Source organism: Pseudomonas sp. CM25 (genome assembly GCF_013179705.1).
In the GTDB taxonomy this organism is placed as follows: domain Bacteria; phylum Pseudomonadota; class Gammaproteobacteria; order Pseudomonadales; family Pseudomonadaceae; genus Aquipseudomonas.
This window is the reverse complement of record NZ_JABMCW010000017.1, coordinates 1-19,699: the sequence shown is the minus strand read 5'-3', so window position 1 is coordinate 19,699 and position 19,699 is coordinate 1. Positions and strand designations below refer to the sequence as shown.

The 19,699-nt window shown below is 62.5% G+C and carries 14 protein-coding genes and 3 tRNA genes; 7 read left to right on the top strand and 10 right to left on the bottom strand.

Translation table 11 applies throughout. The features are described from left to right. Positions 1 to 54 precede the first annotated feature (54 nt). Complete coding sequence (locus HP546_RS03600) at positions 55 to 507, bottom strand: GNAT family N-acetyltransferase (protein ID WP_172219700.1); 453 nt, start codon at positions 505 to 507, stop codon at positions 55 to 57. A 209-nt stretch (positions 508 to 716) separates the two neighbouring features. Here HP546_RS03600 and HP546_RS31275 point away from each other — a divergent pair, with 209 nt between their 5' ends. The 4 genes from HP546_RS31275 (at position 717) to HP546_RS03575 (ending at position 4,820) form a co-directional block, all read left to right on the top strand. Beyond that, on the top strand, positions 717 to 1,388 hold the full coding sequence (locus HP546_RS31275) for a hypothetical protein (protein WP_256678419.1): 672 nt from the start codon (positions 717 to 719) through the stop codon (positions 1,386 to 1,388). A 147-nt stretch (positions 1,389 to 1,535) separates the two neighbouring features. Next, positions 1,536 to 2,381 (top strand): DUF6502 family protein, encoded by an 846-nt coding sequence (locus HP546_RS03585; RefSeq protein WP_172219695.1) that lies wholly within the window; start codon positions 1,536 to 1,538, stop codon positions 2,379 to 2,381. Next, positions 2,378 to 4,018, top strand: a complete 1,641-nt coding sequence (locus tag HP546_RS03580; RefSeq protein ID WP_172219693.1) for a DUF5666 domain-containing protein — start codon at positions 2,378 to 2,380, stop codon at positions 4,016 to 4,018. The genes HP546_RS03585 and HP546_RS03580 overlap by 4 nt, the downstream gene beginning before the upstream one ends. Positions 4,019 to 4,070: 52 nt before the next feature. Next, complete coding sequence (locus HP546_RS03575; protein WP_172219691.1) at positions 4,071 to 4,820, top strand: hypothetical protein; 750 nt, start codon at positions 4,071 to 4,073, stop codon at positions 4,818 to 4,820. Between the two features lie 73 nt (positions 4,821 to 4,893). Here HP546_RS03575 and rimO read toward each other — a convergent pair whose 3' ends face one another. Then, positions 4,894 to 6,225 (bottom strand): 30S ribosomal protein S12 methylthiotransferase RimO, encoded by a 1,332-nt coding sequence (gene rimO, locus HP546_RS03570; protein ID WP_172219689.1) that lies wholly within the window; start codon positions 6,223 to 6,225, stop codon positions 4,894 to 4,896. A gap of 236 nt (positions 6,226 to 6,461) precedes the next feature. Between rimO and HP546_RS03565 the strand changes: the two genes are divergently transcribed. Next, positions 6,462 to 8,372, top strand: a complete 1,911-nt coding sequence (locus HP546_RS03565) for a potassium transporter Kup (protein ID WP_172219687.1) — start codon at positions 6,462 to 6,464, stop codon at positions 8,370 to 8,372. 135 nt (positions 8,373 to 8,507) lie between these two features. Here the strand turns inward: HP546_RS03565 and HP546_RS03560 are convergent, their stop codons facing one another. From HP546_RS03560 to HP546_RS03540, 5 genes are all read right to left on the bottom strand, one after another. After that, positions 8,508 to 9,800, bottom strand: coding sequence for a virulence factor family protein (locus HP546_RS03560; protein WP_172219685.1), 1,293 nt, complete (start codon positions 9,798 to 9,800; stop codon positions 8,508 to 8,510). Next, positions 9,800 to 12,442, bottom strand: a complete 2,643-nt coding sequence (gene mprF / locus HP546_RS03555; protein ID WP_172219683.1) for a bifunctional lysylphosphatidylglycerol flippase/synthetase MprF — start codon at positions 12,440 to 12,442, stop codon at positions 9,800 to 9,802. Before mprF ends, HP546_RS03560 begins: the two co-directional genes overlap by 1 nt. 261 nt (positions 12,443 to 12,703) lie before the next feature. Continuing rightward, a tRNA-Met gene (locus HP546_RS03550) sits at positions 12,704 to 12,780 on the bottom strand. A gap of 133 nt (positions 12,781 to 12,913) precedes the next feature. Then, positions 12,914 to 12,990 (bottom strand) — tRNA-Met (locus tag HP546_RS03545). A gap of 134 nt (positions 12,991 to 13,124) precedes the next feature. Then, positions 13,125 to 13,201, bottom strand: a tRNA-Met gene (locus HP546_RS03540). A gap of 221 nt (positions 13,202 to 13,422) precedes the next feature. Between HP546_RS03540 and dinB the strand changes: the two genes are divergently transcribed. Next, the gene (dinB, locus tag HP546_RS03535) at positions 13,423 to 14,481 is read left to right on the top strand and encodes a DNA polymerase IV (RefSeq protein WP_172219750.1); all 1,059 of its coding nucleotides are present in this window, start codon (positions 13,423 to 13,425) and stop codon (positions 14,479 to 14,481) included. A gap of 41 nt (positions 14,482 to 14,522) precedes the next feature. On the opposite strand, the gene HP546_RS03530 is transcribed toward dinB, so the two are convergent. From HP546_RS03530 to HP546_RS03520, 3 genes are all read right to left on the bottom strand, one after another. Next, positions 14,523 to 15,473 (bottom strand): hypothetical protein, encoded by a 951-nt coding sequence (locus tag HP546_RS03530; protein ID WP_172219681.1) that lies wholly within the window; start codon positions 15,471 to 15,473, stop codon positions 14,523 to 14,525. Positions 15,474 to 15,493: 20 nt separating this feature from the next. Next, positions 15,494 to 17,209 carry a proline--tRNA ligase gene (locus HP546_RS03525; RefSeq protein ID WP_172219679.1) on the bottom strand — a complete coding sequence of 572 codons (1,716 nt, stop codon included), beginning with the start codon at positions 17,207 to 17,209 and terminating at the stop codon, positions 15,494 to 15,496. Positions 17,210 to 17,369: 160 nt separating this feature from the next. Then, positions 17,370 to 18,653 (bottom strand): OprD family porin, encoded by a 1,284-nt coding sequence (locus HP546_RS03520; protein ID WP_172219677.1) that lies wholly within the window; start codon positions 18,651 to 18,653, stop codon positions 17,370 to 17,372. 691 nt (positions 18,654 to 19,344) lie between these two features. On the opposite strand from HP546_RS03520, the gene HP546_RS03515 reads away from it, so the two are divergent. After that, positions 19,345 to 19,699 (top strand): HIT domain-containing protein (locus tag HP546_RS03515; RefSeq protein ID WP_172219675.1); only part of this gene is annotated, 355 nt, incomplete at its 3' end.

Genomic DNA, 19,699 nt, shown 5'->3' with positions numbered 1-19,699 from the left:
AAAGGCCTGCATTGTACCTGCCCAAGCGGCAGAGGGGCTGGGAATCTGTGTCATTTACGCCATTTTGCGCAGCCGCATGTGCAGCAAAGGGTAGGGCTGCCCCAGGCCATCGGTCTCCGAGCGGCCAATCACCTCGAAGCCCTGGTGCAGGTAGAAGCCCAGGGCTTGCGGGTTTTGCTCGTTGACGTCCAGCCGCTCGCCGTTCAGCTCGTCGATTGCATAGCGCAGCAGGCGCTTGCCTACCCCTTTGCCACGGTATTCAGGTGCGACGAACAGCATATCCACCCGGCCGTTGGCGACCCCGGCGAAGCCGCAGATACGTTGCTGGTCCTTGCAGCAGATCAGCATCACCGCGTCGAGGTAGCGGCGCAATACCTGCTCGCGCAGCAAAACGATGTACCCCTCCGGCAGGAAATCGTGGGTGGCACGTACCGAGTCCTCCCAGACCTGTACCAATTCGCCGTAGTCCCGCAAGCGCGGGGTTTGCAGCGTCAATAGCGGTTGCATGCCAAGGCTCCTGCATCGAGATAACCACAACATAGCAGGCCCGCCGCCGGTCGGCTTGCCAGGGTGGCACTTGAACCTGAAGCGGGAGCGGTCTATTACTTACTCGTGGGAAAAAATCCCACGTATTGACTAAACCACCTTAAACAAGATCCCCGGCTGATTTGGCGTGTCTCGTGGCGACGATCTGGAGACGGAAAATGCAAATCCACATGCTATTCAAAAAGGCACTGTTGGCTGTAGCCGTTGCTGGCCTGCTGTCGACTTCCATCGTGTTGGTCCCTGACTCGATTTCTCATGGCTCCTCTGCCTACGCCAAGGATGGTGGCGGTGGCGGTGGCGGTGGCGGCCACGGCGGTGGCGGAGGTGGCCACGGTGGTGGAAGTGGCGGCGGCGGCGGTGGTCACGGTGGCGGAAGTGGCGGCGGTGGCGGTGGTCACGGTGGCGGCGGTGGCGGCGGCCATGGTGGCGGAAGCGGTGGTGGTGGCCATGGTGGCGGAAGTGGCGGGGGTGGTGGCCACGGGGGTGGAAGCGGCAGTGGCGGTGGCCACGACGGTGGAAATGGCCATGCGGGCAACAGTGGCACGGGCCACGGCGACGCCGGCAACTCGAATTCCGGGCGCAGCGGTACCCATGCTGAAGCGGGTGATGACCATGGCAATCACGTTGGTGGTGAGCCCGGTGACGATCACGGCAATCATGTTGGTGGTGAGCCCGGTGACGATCATGGCAATCACATTGGCGGTGAGCCCGGGGATGATCATGGTAATCATGTCGGTGGCGAGCCTGGCGATGATCACGGCAATCACGTTGGTGGCGAACCTGGTGATGATCACGGCAACCATGTGGGTGGCGAACCGGGTGATGACAACAGCAGGAGCTGAGTGGCTCTGAACTGTAGCCGCCTCACTCAGCACGAGTGCACTGAGCGCTGACAGTCATCCGGCGCCCCGCCCGGGGGTGCGACCACAGTTGGTGTGGGATGTTTTCCCGCGCCGTATACTGGGTTCATCTGTCAAGGAATGCGCTCAATGCAATCGCCCACCTTACCGCCTTCGATGTTAAGCGCACTGCGGCGTGTCATGCGCCCGCTGGTGCGCCTGATGCTGCGCAAAGGGGTGACCTACACGATGTTCGCCGACCTGCTCAAGGAGGTGTTCGTCGACGTGGCCCATCGCGAGTTTCGCCTCGACGACACCGCGCCAACCGACAGCCGTATCAGTCTGCTCACAGGTGTTCATCGCAAGGATGTCCGCCGGCTGCGCAGTGAAAGCAACACCTACCACGCGACCCTGCCTGAAAACATCACGCTTGGCGCACAACTGGTGAATCTCTGGACCACGAGCCCGCCGTTCTGCTCGGCACCTGGCCAGGCATTGGCGCTGCCGCGGCTGGCAAGTGTCGGCGGCGACTGTTCGTTCGATGCCCTGGTAGCCAAGGTCAGCACCGATATCCGCGGCCGGGTGGTGCTGGATGAATGGTTGCGTCTGGGCGTCGTCCGGCTGGATGAGCAGGATTGCGTGCACCTGCAAGCCCAGGCGTTCGTGCCACAGCAGGGCTTCGATGAAAAAGCCGCGTACTTCGGCCACAACCTGCATGACCATGCCTGCGCAGCGGTGCATAACCTTACTGACCAAACCCCGCCGTTTTTTGAACGTAGCGTGCACTACGACGCGCTCAGCCCTGACGGCGTCGCCCATTTACGTGATGTGGTCGCCAAGGATGGCATGCGGACGCTACTCGCTTTCAGCCGGCTGGCAGCAGAGCTGGAAAGCACTGATGAACCTGGCCCGGATCAACGTCAACGCATCACTGTCGGGCTTTATTTCTACACTGAAGCGACCGACCCCGATCCGTCCAAGACCCCACGCCCATGACTCTTCTCTCGCGCTGCTTCAGTGCCGTCACCTTTGCCCTGGTTTTCGGCTTGAACCTGGTGGCGCCTGCCCAGGTGGCCGCTGCGCCGGTGTGCGTCAGCCGCGAGGAAGTGGGCATGGGCGGTGCGGCAGGCTTGCAGTCCCCGGGTGGGGTGGGCGGTACCGGTGCGCGCAGTGAAAGCGGCGGTGTCGGCGGCACCGGCGCGCCACTTCCACACCGCCCCGGTGGTACAGGCGGGACCGGGGCGGTGGCCGAGGGTGTCGACGGTAGCTACCTCGAGCATGGCAGCGGTGGCGTAGGCGGTACCGGTGCCCCGATCCTGCGCCCGGGCGGCACCGGCGGTACCGGTATCGTCGGCACCATCACCGGTTTTGCCTCCATCTGCGTGAATGGCATGGAAGTGCACTATGGCAAGGATGTACCGGTGAGTGAAAACGGTGCGCCAGCCAGCACGGGTCACCTGGCAATCGGGCAGGTGGTGGCGGTGGAGGCGTTTGCCACCCAGCGCGGCTTGCAGGCTGGGCGCATCTCGATTCTCAACGCCTTCGAAGGGCCGCTGACGGCACTCCCGAGTGCTTCGGCCCCCCTGCGCGTCATGGGCCAACCTGTACGGCTTGCCGCAGGCGCGCGGGTGGCTGAAGGGCTGCGCCCGGGCGAGCCGGTCAGGGTCAGCGGCCTGCGTGACGCCAGTGGCAACGTGGTGGCTAGCCGTATCGAACGGGCCCCAGGGTTGAAAGAGGCCAGCGCCATCGGTGCGGTTGACCGTGCTGGTAGCCTGCAGGGCCTGAAACTGGGAACCCGTGTGGCGCCCGCGCGGGAAGTGCTGGTGCGCGGCCAGTGGACCGGGCGCCAGCTGGAAGTGGCGCAAACCCGCCCTGACCCGAGCCTGCCTTTTGCGGGCCGTGTGCAGCAGGCAGTGATCGAAGGGTTGGTGCAGCGCACGCAGGCGCGGCAGCTGGTGGTGGGTGGCATCAATGTGACGTTGGGGCAGGACACCGTGATTGTCGGCAAGCAGCCAGCCGCGCTGGCGCTCGATCAACGGGTGCGGGTGAGTGGGGTGCTCAACGGTACCCACGAATTGCGGGCAACCCGGGTGGAGTTCGACGACGACCGTGCCGAACACCCGGAAAAAGGGCATTCGGGGCGCAGCAGCGAGCACGGCAGCAGTGAGTCCGGAGGTTCCGGTAACAGTGGTCATGGCACCGGGGATGCAACAGGCGGTCGCAGTGAAACCAGGGATGATCACGGTGGGCGCGATGCTGTTGACGACGCGAGTGGGCATGGCAGCACTGAACGCGTGGACAAGTCTGGAAAGTCCGAACAACTCGATAACCTGGAGAAGGTCGAGAGCCGCAATAGTGGAAGTTCTGATCGGGTAGAAAAGGTCCAGATCGAAAAGGCCGAAAAACCCGAAAAGGTTGAGAAGGTTGAAAAAGTAGAGAAAGTCGAAAAAGTAGAGAAGGTCGAAAAGCCTGAGAAGGTAGAGAAGGTAGAGAAGGTAGAGAAGGTAGAGAAGGTAGAGAAAGTAGAGAAAGTAGAGAAAGTAGAGAAAGTAGAGAAAGTAGAAAAGGTGGAAAAGGTGGAAAAAGTCGAGAAGCCCGAAAAAACAGAGCATCCAGAGCGATCCGGGCGTTAGGCAACTAGGCTGGGTAAGTCCGATCACATACCCGAAGGGTACTGAGGTGCAGATGAGACCCGCGCTTCCTGTTTTCGCCTGCTTGCTGTCTTGTATCAGTGCGCCGGCCTTGGCCGATACCTTTAGCGCCGCCATGGGCATGGACTATTCGAGCGGCGACTATGGCACCGGCACCACTTCGGAGATCTGGTACGTTCCCGTGGTCGGTAAATATGAAACCGGGCCCATGACCTACAAGGTCACCGTGCCCTGGCTGCGCATCACCAACCCCGAAGTAGGCCCCAATGGCGACCCCTTGCCCGGTGGCTGCCGCAATGTCGAAAGCGGGCTGGGCGATACCGTTGCCAGCGCCGGTTATGCCCTGCTCGATGGCAACGATGGCGGCGTGATGCTCGACCTGATCGGCAAGATCAAATTCCCCACTGCCGATGAAGATCAGTGCCTGGGCACCGGTGAGTACGACTACACCGCCCAGGTCGACATCGCCAAGGCCTTCGGCCCTGTCACCGGCTTCGCAACTTTGGGCTGGAAAAAGTTCGGCGACCCGCCCGACAGCGATTTTGACGACCCGGTATTTGTCAGCCTCGGCTTCGCCATACCTGTGGCTACAGGCACGTCGGCAGGCGCCTCCTACGACTGGCGGCAGAAAGTGGTCTCGACGGGGTCGCAGATCCAGGAGCTCACCCTGTTCCTGACCCACAAGCTCAACCAGCAGTGGAAGGTCCAGCTCTACGCGGTCAAGGGGTTCTCGGACGCCAGCCCGGATGCCGAGGGCGGCCTGATGCTGTTTCACACGTTCTGACAAAAAAAGCCCCTGCCCCGGGCATTCCTGGTGGGGAGTGCCGGGGCGGGGGCTTTTTCAGCTTTCAGACCCGTCAGACAGGCTCAGCCCACATATCGTATTCGTCGGCATCCACCACACGGCAACGGACCTTGTCGCCTGGCTTGAAGCCATGGTCGCCGTCGATGAACACGCTGCCGTCGATTTCAGGGGCATCAAAGAAGCTGCGGCCAACCGAACCCTGCTCCTCGACTTCATCGATCAATACTTCGATTTCCTTGCCGATACGCAGTTGCAGGCGCGCCGTGCTGATGGCCTGCTGGTGGGCCATGAAGCGGTCCCAACGTTCCTGCTTGACGTCATCTGGCACCTCTTCCAGGCCCAGGTCGTTGGCCGGGGCGCCCTCGACTGGCGAATACTGGAAGCAGCCCACGCGGTCCAGCTGCGCCTCGGTCAGCCAGTCCAGCAGGTACTGGAAGTCTTCCTCGGTCTCGCCAGGGAAGCCGACGATGAAGGTGGAGCGTATTACCAGCTCCGGGCACTGCTCGCGCCAGTTCTTGATACGCGCCAGGGTACGGTCTTCGAAGGCCGGGCGCTTCATCGACTTGAGCACTTTCGGGCTGGCGTGCTGGAACGGGATGTCCAGGTAAGGCAGGATCTTGCCGGCGGCCATCAGCGGGATCACGTCGTCGACGTTCGGGTACGGATACACATAGTGCAGGCGAACCCAGGCACCCAGGCTGCTCAGGGCCTCGCACAGCTCCAGCATGCGGGTCTTGACCGGGCGGCCGTTCCAGAAGTCGGTCTTGTACTTGACGTCGACGCCGTAGGCGCTGGTGTCCTGGGAGATTACCAGGATCTCCTTGACCCCGGCCTTGACCAGGCGCTCGGCTTCGCTCAGCACTTCGCCCACCGGGCGGCTGACCAGCTTGCCGCGCATCGACGGAATGATGCAGAAGCTGCAGCTGTGGTTGCAGCCTTCGGAAATTTTCAGGTACGCGTAGTGACGCGGGGTCAGCTTGATGCCCTGTGGCGGCACCAGGTCGATCAGCGGGTTGTGGTCCTGGCGCGGCGGTACCACTTCGTGCACGGCGTTGACCACCTGCTCGTACTGCTGTGGGCCGGTGACCGACAGCACGCTGGGGTGCACGTCACGGATGCTGCCTTCTTCGACACCCATGCAGCCGGTGACGATGACCTTGCCGTTTTCCTTGATCGCTTCGCCGATCACTTCCAGCGACTCGGCCTTGGCGCTGTCGATGAAGCCGCAGGTGTTGACCACCACCACGTCGGCGTCCTCGTAGGTGGGCACGACTTCATAGCCTTCCATGCGCAGCTGGGTAAGGATGCGCTCGGAATCGACCAGGGCTTTTGGGCAACCCAGGCTTACGAAACCTACCTTGGGGGTGGCGGGCGTGGTGGACATGACTAACCTCGGTATTGAATGCAGGTCGCCCGGCCGGAATCGGGGGCGAGCTTGACGGGCGCTTTTTTGCGCCTCTGATCAAAAAGTGCGCAATTCTAGCGAGCGCAGGGGCGCTTGACCAGCAGAAATACGACGAACGCTGCGCTATGCTTCGCGCCTTTACGTCAAGGTGCCTGCGAGCGCTTGGCGGCAGATTGAATATCAAGGGCCGTGATGGCCGCGTGCGGGAGTGGTCGATGTTTCAGGCAAGCAGTCACGCTGAGGGCGGGCACGAGGGCAAGCAGGGTGCGGCGCGGTCGGTGGGCCTGCTCGTGGCGGCGGTCGGGGTGGTGTATGGCGATATCGGCACCAGCCCGTTGTATACCCTCAAGGAAGTCTTTACCGGCGGTTACGGGGTGCCGGTCAACCACGATGGCGTGCTGGGCATCCTGTCGCTGATATTGTGGTCGCTGCTGTGGGTGGTTTCGTTCAAGTACGTGATGTTCATCCTGCGCGCCGACAACCAGGGCGAGGGCGGCACCATGGCGCTGACCGCCCTGGCGCGGCGGGCCACGGCGGCGTATCCGCGGCTGCGCACGTTGATGGTGATCTGTGGCCTGATCGGCGCGTCGCTGTTCTACGGCGACAGCATGATCACCCCGGCGGTGTCGGTGCTGTCGGCCGTGGAGGGCATGGGCCTGGCCTTCGACGGCATCGACCACTGGGTGGTGCCGATTTCGCTGGTGGTGCTGGTGGCGCTGTTCCTGGTACAGAAGCATGGCACCGAGAAGATCGGCAAGCTGTTCGGCCCGATCATGGTCACCTGGTTCGTGGTGCTGGGCGCGTTGGGCGTGCATGGCATTTCCCAGAGCCCGGAAGTGCTCAAGGCGTTCAACCCGGGCTGGGCAGTCAACTTCTTCGTAGTCCATCCCGGCATGGGCGTGGCCATTCTCGGTGCGGTGGTGCTGGCGCTGACCGGTGCCGAAGCACTGTACGCCGACATGGGGCACTTCGGCCGCAAGCCGATTGCCCGGGCCTGGTTCATCCTGGTGCTGCCAGCGCTGGTGCTCATTTACTTCGGGCAAGGTGCATTGCTGCTGCAAAACCCTGACGCGGCGCGCAACCCGTTCTACCTGTTGGCGCCGAGCTGGGCGCTGCTGCCGTTGGTCGGCCTCGCCACCATGTCCACGGTGATCGCTTCGCAGGCAGTCATCTCGGGTGCCTTCTCCCTGACCCGGCAGGCCATCCAGCTGGGCTACATCCCGCGCATGCAGATCCAGCACACCTCCAGTGACGAGCAGGGGCAGATCTACATTGGTGCGGTGAACTGGACGCTGATGGTGGGCGTGGTGCTGCTGGTGATCGGCTTCGAGTCATCCGGCGCCCTGGCTGCGGCCTACGGCGTGGCGGTGACCGGCACCATGTTGATGACCACCATCCTGGTTTCGGCAGTGATGCTGCTGCTGTGGAAGTGGCCGCCGCTGCTGGCGGTGCCGATCCTGCTTGGTTTCCTGTTCGTCGACGGGCTGTTCTTTGCCGCCAACGTGCCGAAAATCGTCCAGGGCGGTGCCTTCCCGGTGCTGGCCGGCGGTGTGCTGTTCCTGTTGATGAGCACCTGGAAACGCGGCAAGCAGATCCTGATGGAGCGCATCGACGAAGGCGCGCTGCCGTTGCCGCTGTTCATCAGCAGTATCCGTATTCAGCCGCCGCACCGGGTCGAGGGCACGGCGGTGTTCCTCACGGCGCGCTCCGATGCGGTGCCCCATGCGTTGCTGCACAACATGCTGCATAACCAGGTGCTGCACAGCCAGGTGGTGTTGTTGACGGTGGTCAGCGAAGACCGGCCGCGCGTGCCGGAGCAGGAACGCTTCGAAGTGGAGGCCTACGGCGACGGCTTCTTCAGGGTGCTGTTGCACTTTGGCTTCATGGACGAGCCGGACGTGCCGGCGGCCTTGAAGCTGTGCCATCTGGACGACCTGGACTTCACGCCTATGCGCACCACCTACTTCCTCAGCCGCGAGACGGTGATTGCTTCTCGGCTGGAAGGGATGTCGCGCTGGCGGGGCAACCTGTTCGCGTTCTTGCTGAAGAATGCCAACGGTAACCTGCGCTTCTTCAACTTGCCGCTGAACCGGGTAATCGAGCTGGGGACCCAGGTCGAGATCTGATGGCTAAAGGGCTGCTTTGCAGCCCATCGCTGGCAAGCCAGACTCCCGCCGGGACCGCGTCATGTTGAATAATTGCGCAGTATTTGTGGGAGCCTGGCTTGCCGGCGATGGGCCGCAAAGCGGCCCCGATTCATGTCAGTTCTGTTCTGCTACGCTCGACTTGCCTTGGCGGGTCTCGATTTCACCAATCAAGCGCTTGGCCAGCGCCGGGTAGTTCTCGTCGAAGTGGTGACCACCCGGCAGCTTCAGGGGGTCGCCCACAGCGGTCTTGTCGGTACAGCCGCTCTCGTCGGTCTCCTCTACGCCATACACACACACCACCTTGGACGCCGGCAGCCTGGCCATCTCCGGCCCGGTTGGCGCTTCCTGGCCTTCCTTGCCCAGCCAGCCTTCAACCTCGATCTCGAAGCTGCCGCTGCGGGCGAAGGCCAGCAGCAGCACCGCATCGATACGTTGCTGGTCCTCGGCTGGCAGGCGGTTGTAGATCGCCGGCAGCACATCCGCACCAAACGAATAACCGGTCAGCACGAAGCGCTTGGTGCCCCACTTCTGCCGGTAGTGCTGCATCAGTTCGGAAAGGTCGGCGGCACTTTGCTCCGGGGTCTTGTGCTGCCAGTAGTAGCGCAGTGTGTCGATGCCAACCACCGGGTAGCCGAGCTTGGCCATTTCCCCGGCCACGTCGCGGTCCAGGTCGCGCCAGCCGCCGTCACCGGAGAGGAACAGGGTGACCGTGTCGGTCGTTTGCCCGGCCGGTACCTCGACCACCGGTATGGCCAGGGCATTGCCATCGTGACCGACCAGGGCCTGGGTCAACTGGGCCTTGAGCACTTGTGGCAGGTGGATGTCGTAGTCGCTGATGCTGGTTTCGGCATTGGCCTGGTCGCGCACGAATGCGGCGCTGGCGTCATCGGGGTTGTCGTTCCAGGCGACGTTCCAGTGGCCGTGGGCAGCCGCTTTCGGCAGCGCGACCTGGCAGCCGGGTTGCTCGACGGTGAAGTCCACGGAAATCGCCCTGGCCTTGTCGTCTGTCTGGGTGGCCAGCCAGCGCCAGGCTTGTGCGGCGCCTGGGCCGATACCGGCGACCAGGGTTGGCTTCTCGGACAGCTGCGCCACGGCCTGGTCCATTGCCTGTTGCTGCCGGGTGCAGTCGTTCGGTGGCAGGATCACCTGCACCAGTTGCGCCTCACCTGACTGGCTCAGGTCCAGCAGCTGTTTGTCGGTCAGCGCCTGGTCCTGCGGCACGCCGATGGCCACCCGCGCCTTGGGGTGCACGCCAGGGGTGACGCGGGTGATAGCCGTGTCATTGAGGGTGAGTTGCTCCAGGCGCGCCTCGGGGGCGGGGCGGGTCCACAACCAGAAGGCCGCAGCGCCGCCAAGGGCCGCCAGCAGCAGGGGAACAAGCAGGTACAGCCAATAGCGTCGGGTCATCAACGTTTCACCAATCCAGTCAGGCCGCCAGCAATCAGGGCGGCGGTGTCGGCCAGTGCCACCAGCGGGTCGAGCCCGGCTGGCACGGCCATGTAGCGGGGTTCCCAGTCCGGCTGGAACTTGTCCTTGAAGCGCCGCAAGCCCTGGAAGTTGTAAAGCTGCTCGCCACGGCGGAAGACCATGGAGCCCAGGCGTTGGGTCAAGGGTGCACCACGCCGTGGTTGCAAGCCGGAAAGTGGCACCATGCCCAGGCTGAAGCGGGCGTAGTCATGGCTCTTGTAGTGCAGGATCAGGCCGATCATCATGAATTCCATGGTCAGCTTGGGTGCTTCGGGATGCGCACGCATCAAGTCGAGGCTTGCCAGTTCGTTGCCATGGGTTTCCAGCAGGTTGGCGAAGGCCACCGGGCGGCCCTGGAAGCGAATCAGGGCGATGCGGAAGTGCTGCAGGTATTCGGGGCTGAAGCGCCCCAGCGAGAAGCCTTTCTCACGCACATTCTTGCCGCTGAGCCAGGCGTCGGAAATCTCCTTCAGCTCGGCCAGCGGGGCATGACCGTGCTCGTGGATTTCCAGGCTGAGGCCATCGCGCCCGCCGCGGTTCCAGGTGTAGCGCAGGTCTTTCATTTCCTTGCCCTTGGCTTCGAGGTCGAAGCGGCGCAAGTCGACCCGGGCTTCTTCGCCCAGCTTCAGCGCCGTCAGGCCGATGTCCATGTAGAATGGCAGGTTCTCGGCGCGCACCTGGTAGAACACCGGTCGCGCGTGGTGCAGGTCGCACAGGTCGCGGAACTGCCAGATCATTTCTGCGCGCTCCTGGGCCGGGCCGATCGGGTCGTACAACGCCACCAGGCTGCGGCCACGCCGGGCGTACATGAGGAAGGCGTTGTCACCTGGGTGGAACAGCAGCGCCTTGTCGCCGGTCAGCGCCAGGCCACCGTCGGGCTGGTCGGAAGCCAGCAGAATACGGTTGGCGCGTTGCAGCTCTTGTTCATCGGGCAGGTGGATCACTGGTGGGGCGGTACGCAGCAGCCAGGTCAGCGCCACGGCTGCCAGCAGCAAGGCGCTGCCCATCGCCGCGCGCAGGCCACGTGGCGCGTCGGCATCAAGGGTGAACTGCCACCACAGCTGATGGCTGTAAGGCACATCCTGATAGGCGAACAGCAGCAGCCACACCGATGCGCCGACCGTGCAGGCGCTGGCCACCAGAAACACCGGCGAAAACGGTAGCTCCAGCAGGCGGCTAGGGCGGTAGAACGAGCGACGAAACACGGCCAGGAGGATGGCGGTAAACGTCAGCAGGCTCGCCTCTTCCCAGTCAAATCCCTTGAGCAGCGACAGCAGGGCGCCGACCAGCAGCAGCACGGTGGTCAGCAGCCAGGCGGCGGACAGCCGCCGGCGCAGGCCCTGGGCCAACAGCAGGCACAGCACGCCGATCAGGCTGGCGCCGAAGTGCGAGGCATCGATCAGGCGGTGCGGCACCAGAAAGCCCATGTGCTCCAGGCGTGTATCGATCTCCGGCGTGGCGCCGGAGAACAGCAGCACCACGCCGGACAGAAACACCAGAATCGACAGGATCGGCGCGGCCAGCCCGGAGGCGGCCTTGATGGCCTGTTGCGCAAACAGCAGGCGCCGGGCTTCGTTGGCCAGCAGCAACACACAGGCCAGTAACAGCGGCAGCACCACGTAGATCAGTCGGTACAGCAGCAGGGCGGCTGCCAGCGGTGCGGCGCCGAGCTGGTCGGCAAAGGCCGCCAGCAGGATCGCTTCAAACACCCCGACGCCGCCTGGTACGTGGCTGAGCACGCCCGCCGCCAGGGCCAGCAGGTACACCAGCACAAACGCGCCGAAAGGCGGTGCTTCAGGCAGCAACAGATAGAGCACGGTGGCGGCAGCAGCCACATCCAGTGCAGTAATCAGCAATTGCAGGGCGGCCAGGCGGGCGCCGGGCAGGCGCAGCGTGCGGCGACCCAGCTGCACCAGCAGGTTATTGGCCAGCGGTTGCTCTGCCAGGCGCCGGCGGTACAAGCCCAGCACCAGCAGGCCGGACGCCACCAGCACGGCCGTGGCGATACCCGCCAGCAGGCCAGCTGACAAGCCCAGCGCGGTCGAGGCGGCAGGCAGGTCGCTCAGGGTGGCCAAGGCGGCCAGCGGCGGCAATGCGCAGCCCAGTGACAGGCTGGCAAACACGGTCATCCGTGCAACTTCGCCCGCGCCAAGGCCCTGGCGTGCATACAGCCGGTAGCGCACCGAGCCCCCTGACAGCATCGACAGGCCGATGGCGTTGCCGATGGCGAAGGCGCTGAAGCCGCCCATCAGCAGGGTGCCCACCGGCAGCTTCACCCCGGCATAGCGGCTGGCCGACCATTCATAGCCCAGCAGGATCACGAAGCCGATCACGGTCGCCAGCAAGGCGCCCAGCAATGACTGGGCCGGCACGCTGAGCATGGCATCGTGCAATGCATAGATGTCCAGCTCGCTCAGCAGGTGGCGGCAGGCAATCAAGGCCATGGTGAACAGCACCAGCGTCACCACCAGGCCGATGGGCTGACGGTAGCGGCTGAGGCGTTCGAGCAAGGGTAGGCGTTGCACGGCACCGGGCAGCGCCGAAGCGAGCGGCACCGGGGGTTCTGGGTTGTGCGAAGTCATGAAGTACCCCGGGCAGCTAGCGCGAGGTGAAGGAAAGGCGCGGCCAAGTGAAAGTCCCTTAGGAAAACGTATCCAATGTTACTCCGACCTCAACCGCTTTCAGCGGCCTGGCCGGGTTAAAGATAGTTCATCCTGGGCACGGCACCTCAAGCCTGCGGGTTGGCTGGAGGGCGGGGAAAATCGAAGTGACGAAAAGACGGAAGGGCAGAAACAACAAACCCCGCGCTGCTGTTACACAGGCGGGGTTTGTTCTGACGAATATGGTTGCGGGAGCCGGATTTGAACCGACGACCTTCGGGTTATGAGCCCGACGAGCTACCAGACTGCTCCATCCCGCGTCAGAGGTGCGCATTCTACAGCGAACGAACATTGTGTCAAGCGATTGTCACTGATATTCGAAAATCTTTTGCTGGCGTGTTATTGCGAGCAAACAAAAAGGCCACTGTATGAACAGTGGCCTTTTCTTGAAGCTGGTTGCGGGAGCCGGATTTGAACCGACGACCTTCGGGTTATGAGCCCGACGAGCTACCAGACTGCTCCATCCCGCGTCTGTGGGGCGGATTCTACAGTTTCCTGAACCTTTGTCAAACGTTAGTTGTTGATTTATCACAATATTCTAACGAGGCCTTTTTCGAGGCCAAAGAAAAAGGCCACTGCGTTAACAGTGGCCTTTTCTCGAATCTGGTTGCGGGAGCCGGATTTGAACCGACGACCTTCGGGTTATGAGCCCGACGAGCTACCAGGCTGCTCCATCCCGCGCCTGTGAGATCGAATTCTACGGATTTACTGCCGGGTGTCAAGCAAATTTTGTAGAAAAACCGTTTTTGTTCAATCCCTTAGCGCTTGATAACCTGACTTGGCCCAGGCGCGGCGGGGCTTTCAGGCCGATTATCGCGTGGCAATGTGGCTGAGCTGTTTCAGAATAGGGCGCATGCGATACTATCTGTATGAATTTACAGTGCTGACGGTCATCCATGTCCTTGCGCAAGATCATCCACGTCGACTGCGATTGTTTCTACGCCGCGATCGAGATGCGTGACGACCCGCGCCTGGCCGGCAAGCCCATGGCAGTGGGGGGCTCTGCCGATCGTCGTGGGGTCATTGCCACCTGCAACTATGAAGCGCGCGCCTACGGGGTACGCTCGGCCATGTCGTCCCGGCACGCACTCAAGCTGTGCCCTGACCTGCTGATCGTCAAGCCGCGCTTCGAGGCCTATCGCGAAGCCTCACGGGAAATCCACACCATCTTTCGCGACTACACCGAGCTGATCGAGCCCCTGTCGCTGGATGAAGCGTATCTGGATGTCAGTGACAGCCAATGGTATGCCGGCAGCGCCACCCGAATTGCCGAGGACATTCGCCGGCGCGTCGCCCGCACATTGCATATCACCGTGTCGGCGGGGGTCGCGCCCAACAAGTTCCTGGCCAAGATTGCCAGTGACTGGCGCAAGCCAAACGGGCTGTTCGTGATCACCCCTGGCGAAGTGGAAACGTTCGTCGCGGCGCTGCCGGTGGCCAGGTTGCACGGGGTGGGCAAAGTCACGGCAGAAAAAATGACCCGGCTGGGCATCGAAACCTGCCTGCAACTGCGTGAATGGTCGCGCCTGGCGCTGGTGCGGGAGTTCGGTACGTTTGGCGAGCGCCTCTGGGGGCTGGCGCGCGGTGTGGATGAGCGGGCGGTGCACAACGATAGCCGTCGCCAGTCGGTCAGCGTGGAAAACACCTACGACACCGACCTGCCAGACCTGGCCAGCTGCCTGGCGCGGCTGCCGGAACTGCTGGACAGCCTGAACGAGCGTATCGCCCGCATGGACAGCAGTTACCGGCCGGACAAACCGTTCGTCAAGGTCAAGTTCCATGACTTCAGCCAGACCACCATGGAGCAGGCAGGGGCGGGCAGGGACCTGGAAAGCTATCGGCAGCTGCTGGGCCAGGCGTTCGCCCGTGGCGGCAAGCCCGTGCGCTTGCTGGGGGTGGGGGTGAGGTTGCGCGACCTGCGCGGGGCGCATGAGCAGCTGGAGCTGTTCCCTCCTATATAAAGAGGGAAAGCGCCAAGGCCGCTGCTTCAGTTCATGCCGGGTTATTGCGCGCCGGGGTCAGCCACCAAGCGGCCAGTAGCCTTGGTCAACGACTGCAGGAATTCCTGCTGCAGTTCAGGGTCGTTGCGCGTCAGCTCGATCAGGCTCTGTTCCATTTCGCTGGCTTCCTCTTCAAGGCCCAGCTCGGACAGGCGCTTGACCCGGTGTACCCACTGGCCGACATCATCATCTTCGAGGTCATCGAAAATCAGCTCATGGGCTTCGAGCAGCTTGTTGCGCAGGGTGGCACTGACCAGCAGGCTGGCGTCGCCACGTACCGCGTTGTCCTCGTCGACTACCTGCAGATGCAGGGTGCCGACGTGGTTGAGGTTCTGTTCGGAGAACGGGCTGTCGAGCAGGTTCAGGCGTAGCACGCCGCTCCTGTCGGTGGTCAGCTCGTGGGTCATCTTGCCGGCCTTGACCTCGACCAGGCGTTCGCTCCAGGGCACGCTGGTCGATTCCTCGCGCTTGCCTTTCTGCACTTCGCTGATCCCCGCCAGGTTCTGCTGGGCGCGGCCGTTGGACGGCACGTTCATGAACGGGTTGAGCCCGTCCACGCCGTAGCTGAGCCAATCGTGGGTGATGCTTTGCGGCAGGTTGCCCAAGGCGAAGACATTGACCACATTGGCGCCGACGCCGGCCACCACCGCCACTGCGCCCAGCGGGATCTCGTAGATCTCCCGCCAGGGCTGGTAGGGTGTGTAGCGATCATAGCGACGAGTGACTTCAAACTCGGTGACTTCGAAGCGCTTCTGCTCATGCACGCGCACACGTCGCTGCGGAAGCTCCATCACCTTCGGCTCGCCGACATCGATCTGCAGGGTGTGCTCGAGCAGTTTGCGCTCGACGCGCTCCTCATGGTCGCTGCGCTGGGACATCTGGTTGGCGCAGCCGCCGAGGAGCAGGGCGCCAAGTGCGGCGCCCCCAAGGGTAATGGTACTTCGCTTGAACATGATCACTCGTGCATTGGTTATCAGCGGCGAACGCGGGCCTGCAGGAAGGTCAGCACTTCATTGACTGGCAATGGCTGAGCTTCCTGCTCGGTGCGGTGCTTGTATTCCAGGTTGCCGTCGGCCAGGCCGCGATCGCTGACGACGATGCGGTGCGGGATACCGATCAGCTCCATGTCGGCAAACTTGATGCCTGGGCTGGTCTTCTTGTCGCGGTCGTCCAGCAGCACTTCGAAGCCGGCGGCGGTCAGCTCGGCGTAGAGCTTGTCGGTTGCCTCGCGAACCACGTCGGTTTCGTAGCGCAGCGGTACCAGGGCAATCTGGAACGGGGCCAGGGCGTCGTTCCAGATGATGCCCTTGTCGTCATAGCTCTGCTCGATGGCCGCCGCGACCACGCGGGACACGCCAATCCCGTAGCAGCCCATCGACAGGACCACCGGCTTGCCGTTTTCGCCCAGCACCTGGCACTTCAGCGCCTCGCTGTACTTGGTGCCCAGCTGGAAGATGTGGCCCACTTCGATGCCGCGCTTGATCACCAGGGTGCCCTGGCCGTCCGGGCTCGGGTCGCCTGCGACCACGTTGCGCAGGTCGGCAACCTGCGGCACCGGCAGGTCGCGCTCCCAGTTGACCCCGAAATAGTGCTTGTCATCGATGTTGGCGCCGATGCCGAAGTCGCTCATCAGGGCAACCGAACGGTCGATGATGATTTCCAGCGGCAGGTTCAGCGGCCCCAGCGAGCCGGCGCCGGCGCCGATGGCGTCGCGCAGTTCGGCTTCGGTAGCCATGACCAGCGGGTCGGCAACCTGCTCGAGCTTGGTGGCCTTGATTTCGTTCAGTTCATGGTCGCCACGCACGATCAGGGCGATCAGCTTGCCTTGCTCGGCGCCGCGCACGATCAGGGTCTTGACGGTTTTCTCGATCGCCAGGCCGTGGTTTTCCACCAGCTGGGCAATGGTCTTGGCCTCTGGGGTGTCGACCAGGCGCAGCTCTTCGGTTGGGGCAGGGCGCACGGTTTCACGCGGGATGGCCTCGGCCTTCTCGATGTTGGCGGCGTAGTCCGAGGTGTCGCTGAAGATCACGTCGTCTTCGCCGGACTCGGCCAGCACGTGGAACTCGTGCGAGTAGCTGCCACCGATGGAGCCGGTGTCGGCCTGCACTGGGCGGAAATCCAGGCCCAGGCGGCTAAAGATGTTGCTGTACGCCTGGTGCATGCGGTCGTAGGTTTCCTGCAGGGAAGCCTGATCGGCATGGAACGAGTAGGCGTCCTTCATGATGAACTCGCGGCCACGCATCAGGCCGAAGCGCGGGCGGATCTCGTCACGGAACTTGGTCTGGATCTGGTACATGTTGAGCGGCAGCTGTTTGTAGCTGGACAGCTCGTTGCGGGCCAGGTCGGTGATGACCTCTTCGTGGGTAGGGCCTACACAGAAATCGCGCTGGTGGCGGTCTTTCAGGCGCAGCAGTTCAGGGCCGTACTGCTCCCAGCGGCCGGACTCCTGCCACAGTTCGGCAGGCTGGATGCTTGGCATCAGCACTTCCAGGGCACCGGCGGCGTTCATTTCCTCGCGCACCACGGCCTCGACCTTGCGCATTACCCGCAGGCCCATCGGCAGCCAGGTATACAGGCCAGAGGCCAGTTTGCGGATCATGCCGGCACGCAGCATGAGCTGATGGCTGATGACCACTGCATCGGCAGGAGTTTCTTTCTGGGTGGCGAGCAAATATTGACTGGTGCGCATGGTTAGCCGTGTCGATTGCCTAAGACGTTGAAATAGCCCCGCATTGTACGGGGGCGAAACGATGGCGTACAGGATGCCCCAGGGCGTGACGCTTGTCAGCCAAGAAAAAGCCCGGCGTGATCGCCGGGCTTTTTCAGGTGCGGGGCACTGCAAGCCAGGCTTACAGGATGCTCAGCGGGTACTCCACGATCAGGCGCAGTTCGTCGATCGACGGGGAACCGTAGTAAACGCCATCACCCGAGCGGTAGGTGGCCTGACGGACACGGAAGCTGAGGTCCTTGGCCGGGCCTTCCTGCAGCACGTACTTGACGTCGATGTCGCGTTCCCATTCCTTGCCGCTGTCGGTGGTGCGGGTGGTTGCACCGGTACCGCGAACGTAGCGGGTCATGAAGGTCAGGCCTGGTACGCCGAACTCGGCGAAGTTCAGGTCGTAGCGCGCTTGCCAGGATTTCTCGTCTTCGGCGTTGAAGTCGGAACGGGCAACCGAGTTGGCCAGGAATACCGTGCCGCCACCGTCGACGCCGTAGGCGTAATCGCCGTCGCCGCTGACCTTCTGGTAGGCCAGGGTGAAGGTGTGGGCGCCAATGTTGTAGGCGGCCGAGAGGCTGGCTGCGATGTTGTCCAGGTCGTTGCTGCCGTCGGACTTGCTGACGAACGCGCCGGTACGGTTGTCACCGATGGACTTGGTGTCATAGATGTTGAAGTCGAACACCAGGCCTTGCTTGTCGCTGATCGGCAGCGCCCAGTTGATATTGCCGTACCACTTGCGGAAGTGGTCTTCCACGCGCGAGTAGTACACGCTGCTGCTGAGGCTATCGGTAATGGCGTAGGTGCCACCGAAGACGTTGGCCTCGGTCAGGTTCAAGCTGTCGTGGTAGGTCTGGGCCTGTGCGTTCAGCGCGGTGAAGTGACCGGCATGCAGGGTCAGGCCTTTGATTTCGTTGCTGGTGATCAGGCCACCTTCGGCAACTTCCGGCAGCAGGCGGCTGTCGTCGGTGGCAAATACTGGCAGCGCGGTGAACTGGTCGCCGAATTTGAACACGGTGTCGGAAACGCGCAGTTTTACCGCACCACCGCCTTCGGAGTAATCATCTTGCGAGCGGCCGTCGGAGCCGGTCGGGAACAGGCCGGTGCCGGCGCGGCCGCGGCCGCTGTCCAGTTTGAGGCCGAGCATGCCGATGGCATCGATACCAAAGCCTACGGTGCCCTGGGTGAAGCCCGACTCGAAGGTGCCGAGGAAGCCAAGGCCGGTTTCTTCAACGCGGCTCTGGGTGCCGGGCGCGTTGTTGCGGAAGTCACGGCTGAAGTACAGCATGCGGGTCTTGACGTTCAGCTTGCTGTCTTCGATGAAACCCTTGGACTCGTCCTGGGAAGAGGCCAAAGCCAACTGCGAGGTCCCTGCCGCAACGGCCAGGGCGATCATGCTCCACTTCATCACGCGCATCGTGATTTGCTCCTTTGGTTTTTTAGGAAGAGTACCGCTGCGTCCATGTGTTTTAGTTATATGGTGCAGCTCTTTCTTGTTATGTCGGCGAAAATGTATAGCACGCTGACTGTTGTTGGCGATATGGCTATAAGCACTCTTTACGGAACTTTTTTGCCATGTCGCTTTTAGGTAGTTCCATGTCGCAAACCACGCCCCGGTTGAGGGGTCGTACAACCCCAGCGCTGTTTCCGTGACCGTAACAAACCTGTAACTACAGGATCTGTCTGAGGAAACTCCCTGGTGACCAATGCCGCTGTTGTTATTTGTCGCGTACACCTGCCCTTGCAGATGCCGTGCCGACTTGGCGTGAAGGGAATGCAACAAGTGTGCTCAAAATTCGCAACACTTCATGAAATTTTCACAAAACCCAATACCGGGGTCGGAAAGTCCCGTAAACACGGGGCGATGGCTGTCTGATGGTGTGCCGGAGTCGAGAATCATTAAAATTTAAAAAGCTGTCATGAAAGTCAATGTGTTACCGCAACTAGTTAATCCAGAGTGGTTTGTGGGGTGGCAAGTGTGGTGAAGGGGGGCCGGGGGGCCTCATTTTGGTGCGAAAAGTAGCGCTGTGTTACCGCGAACGTGCAGGGTATCCTTGCCAGCCTGTTTTCCGCTTGAAGCGGGTTGGCTTTGCTTAAGGAGATATGCCGTGTTCGTCCTCGATTCGCGTTTGCAGCAGGATTCGCTGGTGCTGGGAGAGTTTGCCTTGTGCCAGCTGCTGCTGAGCAAGGATGCCAACTACCCATGGTTCATCCTGGTGCCCAAACGTGCCGACATCAGTGAACTGTTCGAGCTCGATGCGGCGCAACAACAGCAGTTGTGGCAGGAAACCACCCTGCTGGCCGAAGCGTTGAAGGCCAGTTACGCAGCCGACAAGATGAACGTGGCCACGCTGGGCAATGTTGTCAGTCAGTTGCACATGCATGTGATTGTTCGCCAGCGTGACGACGCCGCCTGGCCAGCACCGGTATGGGGCAAGTGCCCACCAGTGGCCTACACCGATG

Bases quoted from the DNA above. Each gene is read 5' to 3' on its own strand.
- HP546_RS03600 (WP_172219700.1), bottom strand. From the start codon at position 507: ATGCAACCGCTATTGACGCTGCAAACCCCGCGCTTGCGGGACTACGGC.
- HP546_RS31275 (WP_256678419.1), top strand. From the start codon at position 717: ATGCTATTCAAAAAGGCACTGTTGGCTGTAGCCGTTGCTGGCCTGCTG.
- HP546_RS03585 (WP_172219695.1), top strand. From the start codon at position 1,536: ATGCAATCGCCCACCTTACCGCCTTCGATGTTAAGCGCACTGCGGCGT.
- HP546_RS03580 (WP_172219693.1), top strand. From the start codon at position 2,378: ATGACTCTTCTCTCGCGCTGCTTCAGTGCCGTCACCTTTGCCCTGGTT.
- HP546_RS03575 (WP_172219691.1), top strand. From the start codon at position 4,071: ATGAGACCCGCGCTTCCTGTTTTCGCCTGCTTGCTGTCTTGTATCAGT.
- rimO (WP_172219689.1), bottom strand. From the start codon at position 6,225: ATGTCCACCACGCCCGCCACCCCCAAGGTAGGTTTCGTAAGCCTGGGT.
- HP546_RS03565 (WP_172219687.1), top strand. From the start codon at position 6,462: ATGTTTCAGGCAAGCAGTCACGCTGAGGGCGGGCACGAGGGCAAGCAG.
- HP546_RS03560 (WP_172219685.1), bottom strand. From the start codon at position 9,800: ATGACCCGACGCTATTGGCTGTACCTGCTTGTTCCCCTGCTGCTGGCG.
- mprF (WP_172219683.1), bottom strand. From the start codon at position 12,442: ATGACTTCGCACAACCCAGAACCCCCGGTGCCGCTCGCTTCGGCGCTG.
- HP546_RS03530 (WP_172219681.1), bottom strand. From the start codon at position 15,473: ATGTTCAAGCGAAGTACCATTACCCTTGGGGGCGCCGCACTTGGCGCC.
- HP546_RS03525 (WP_172219679.1), bottom strand. From the start codon at position 17,209: ATGCGCACCAGTCAATATTTGCTCGCCACCCAGAAAGAAACTCCTGCC.
- HP546_RS03520 (WP_172219677.1), bottom strand. From the start codon at position 18,653: ATGCGCGTGATGAAGTGGAGCATGATCGCCCTGGCCGTTGCGGCAGGG.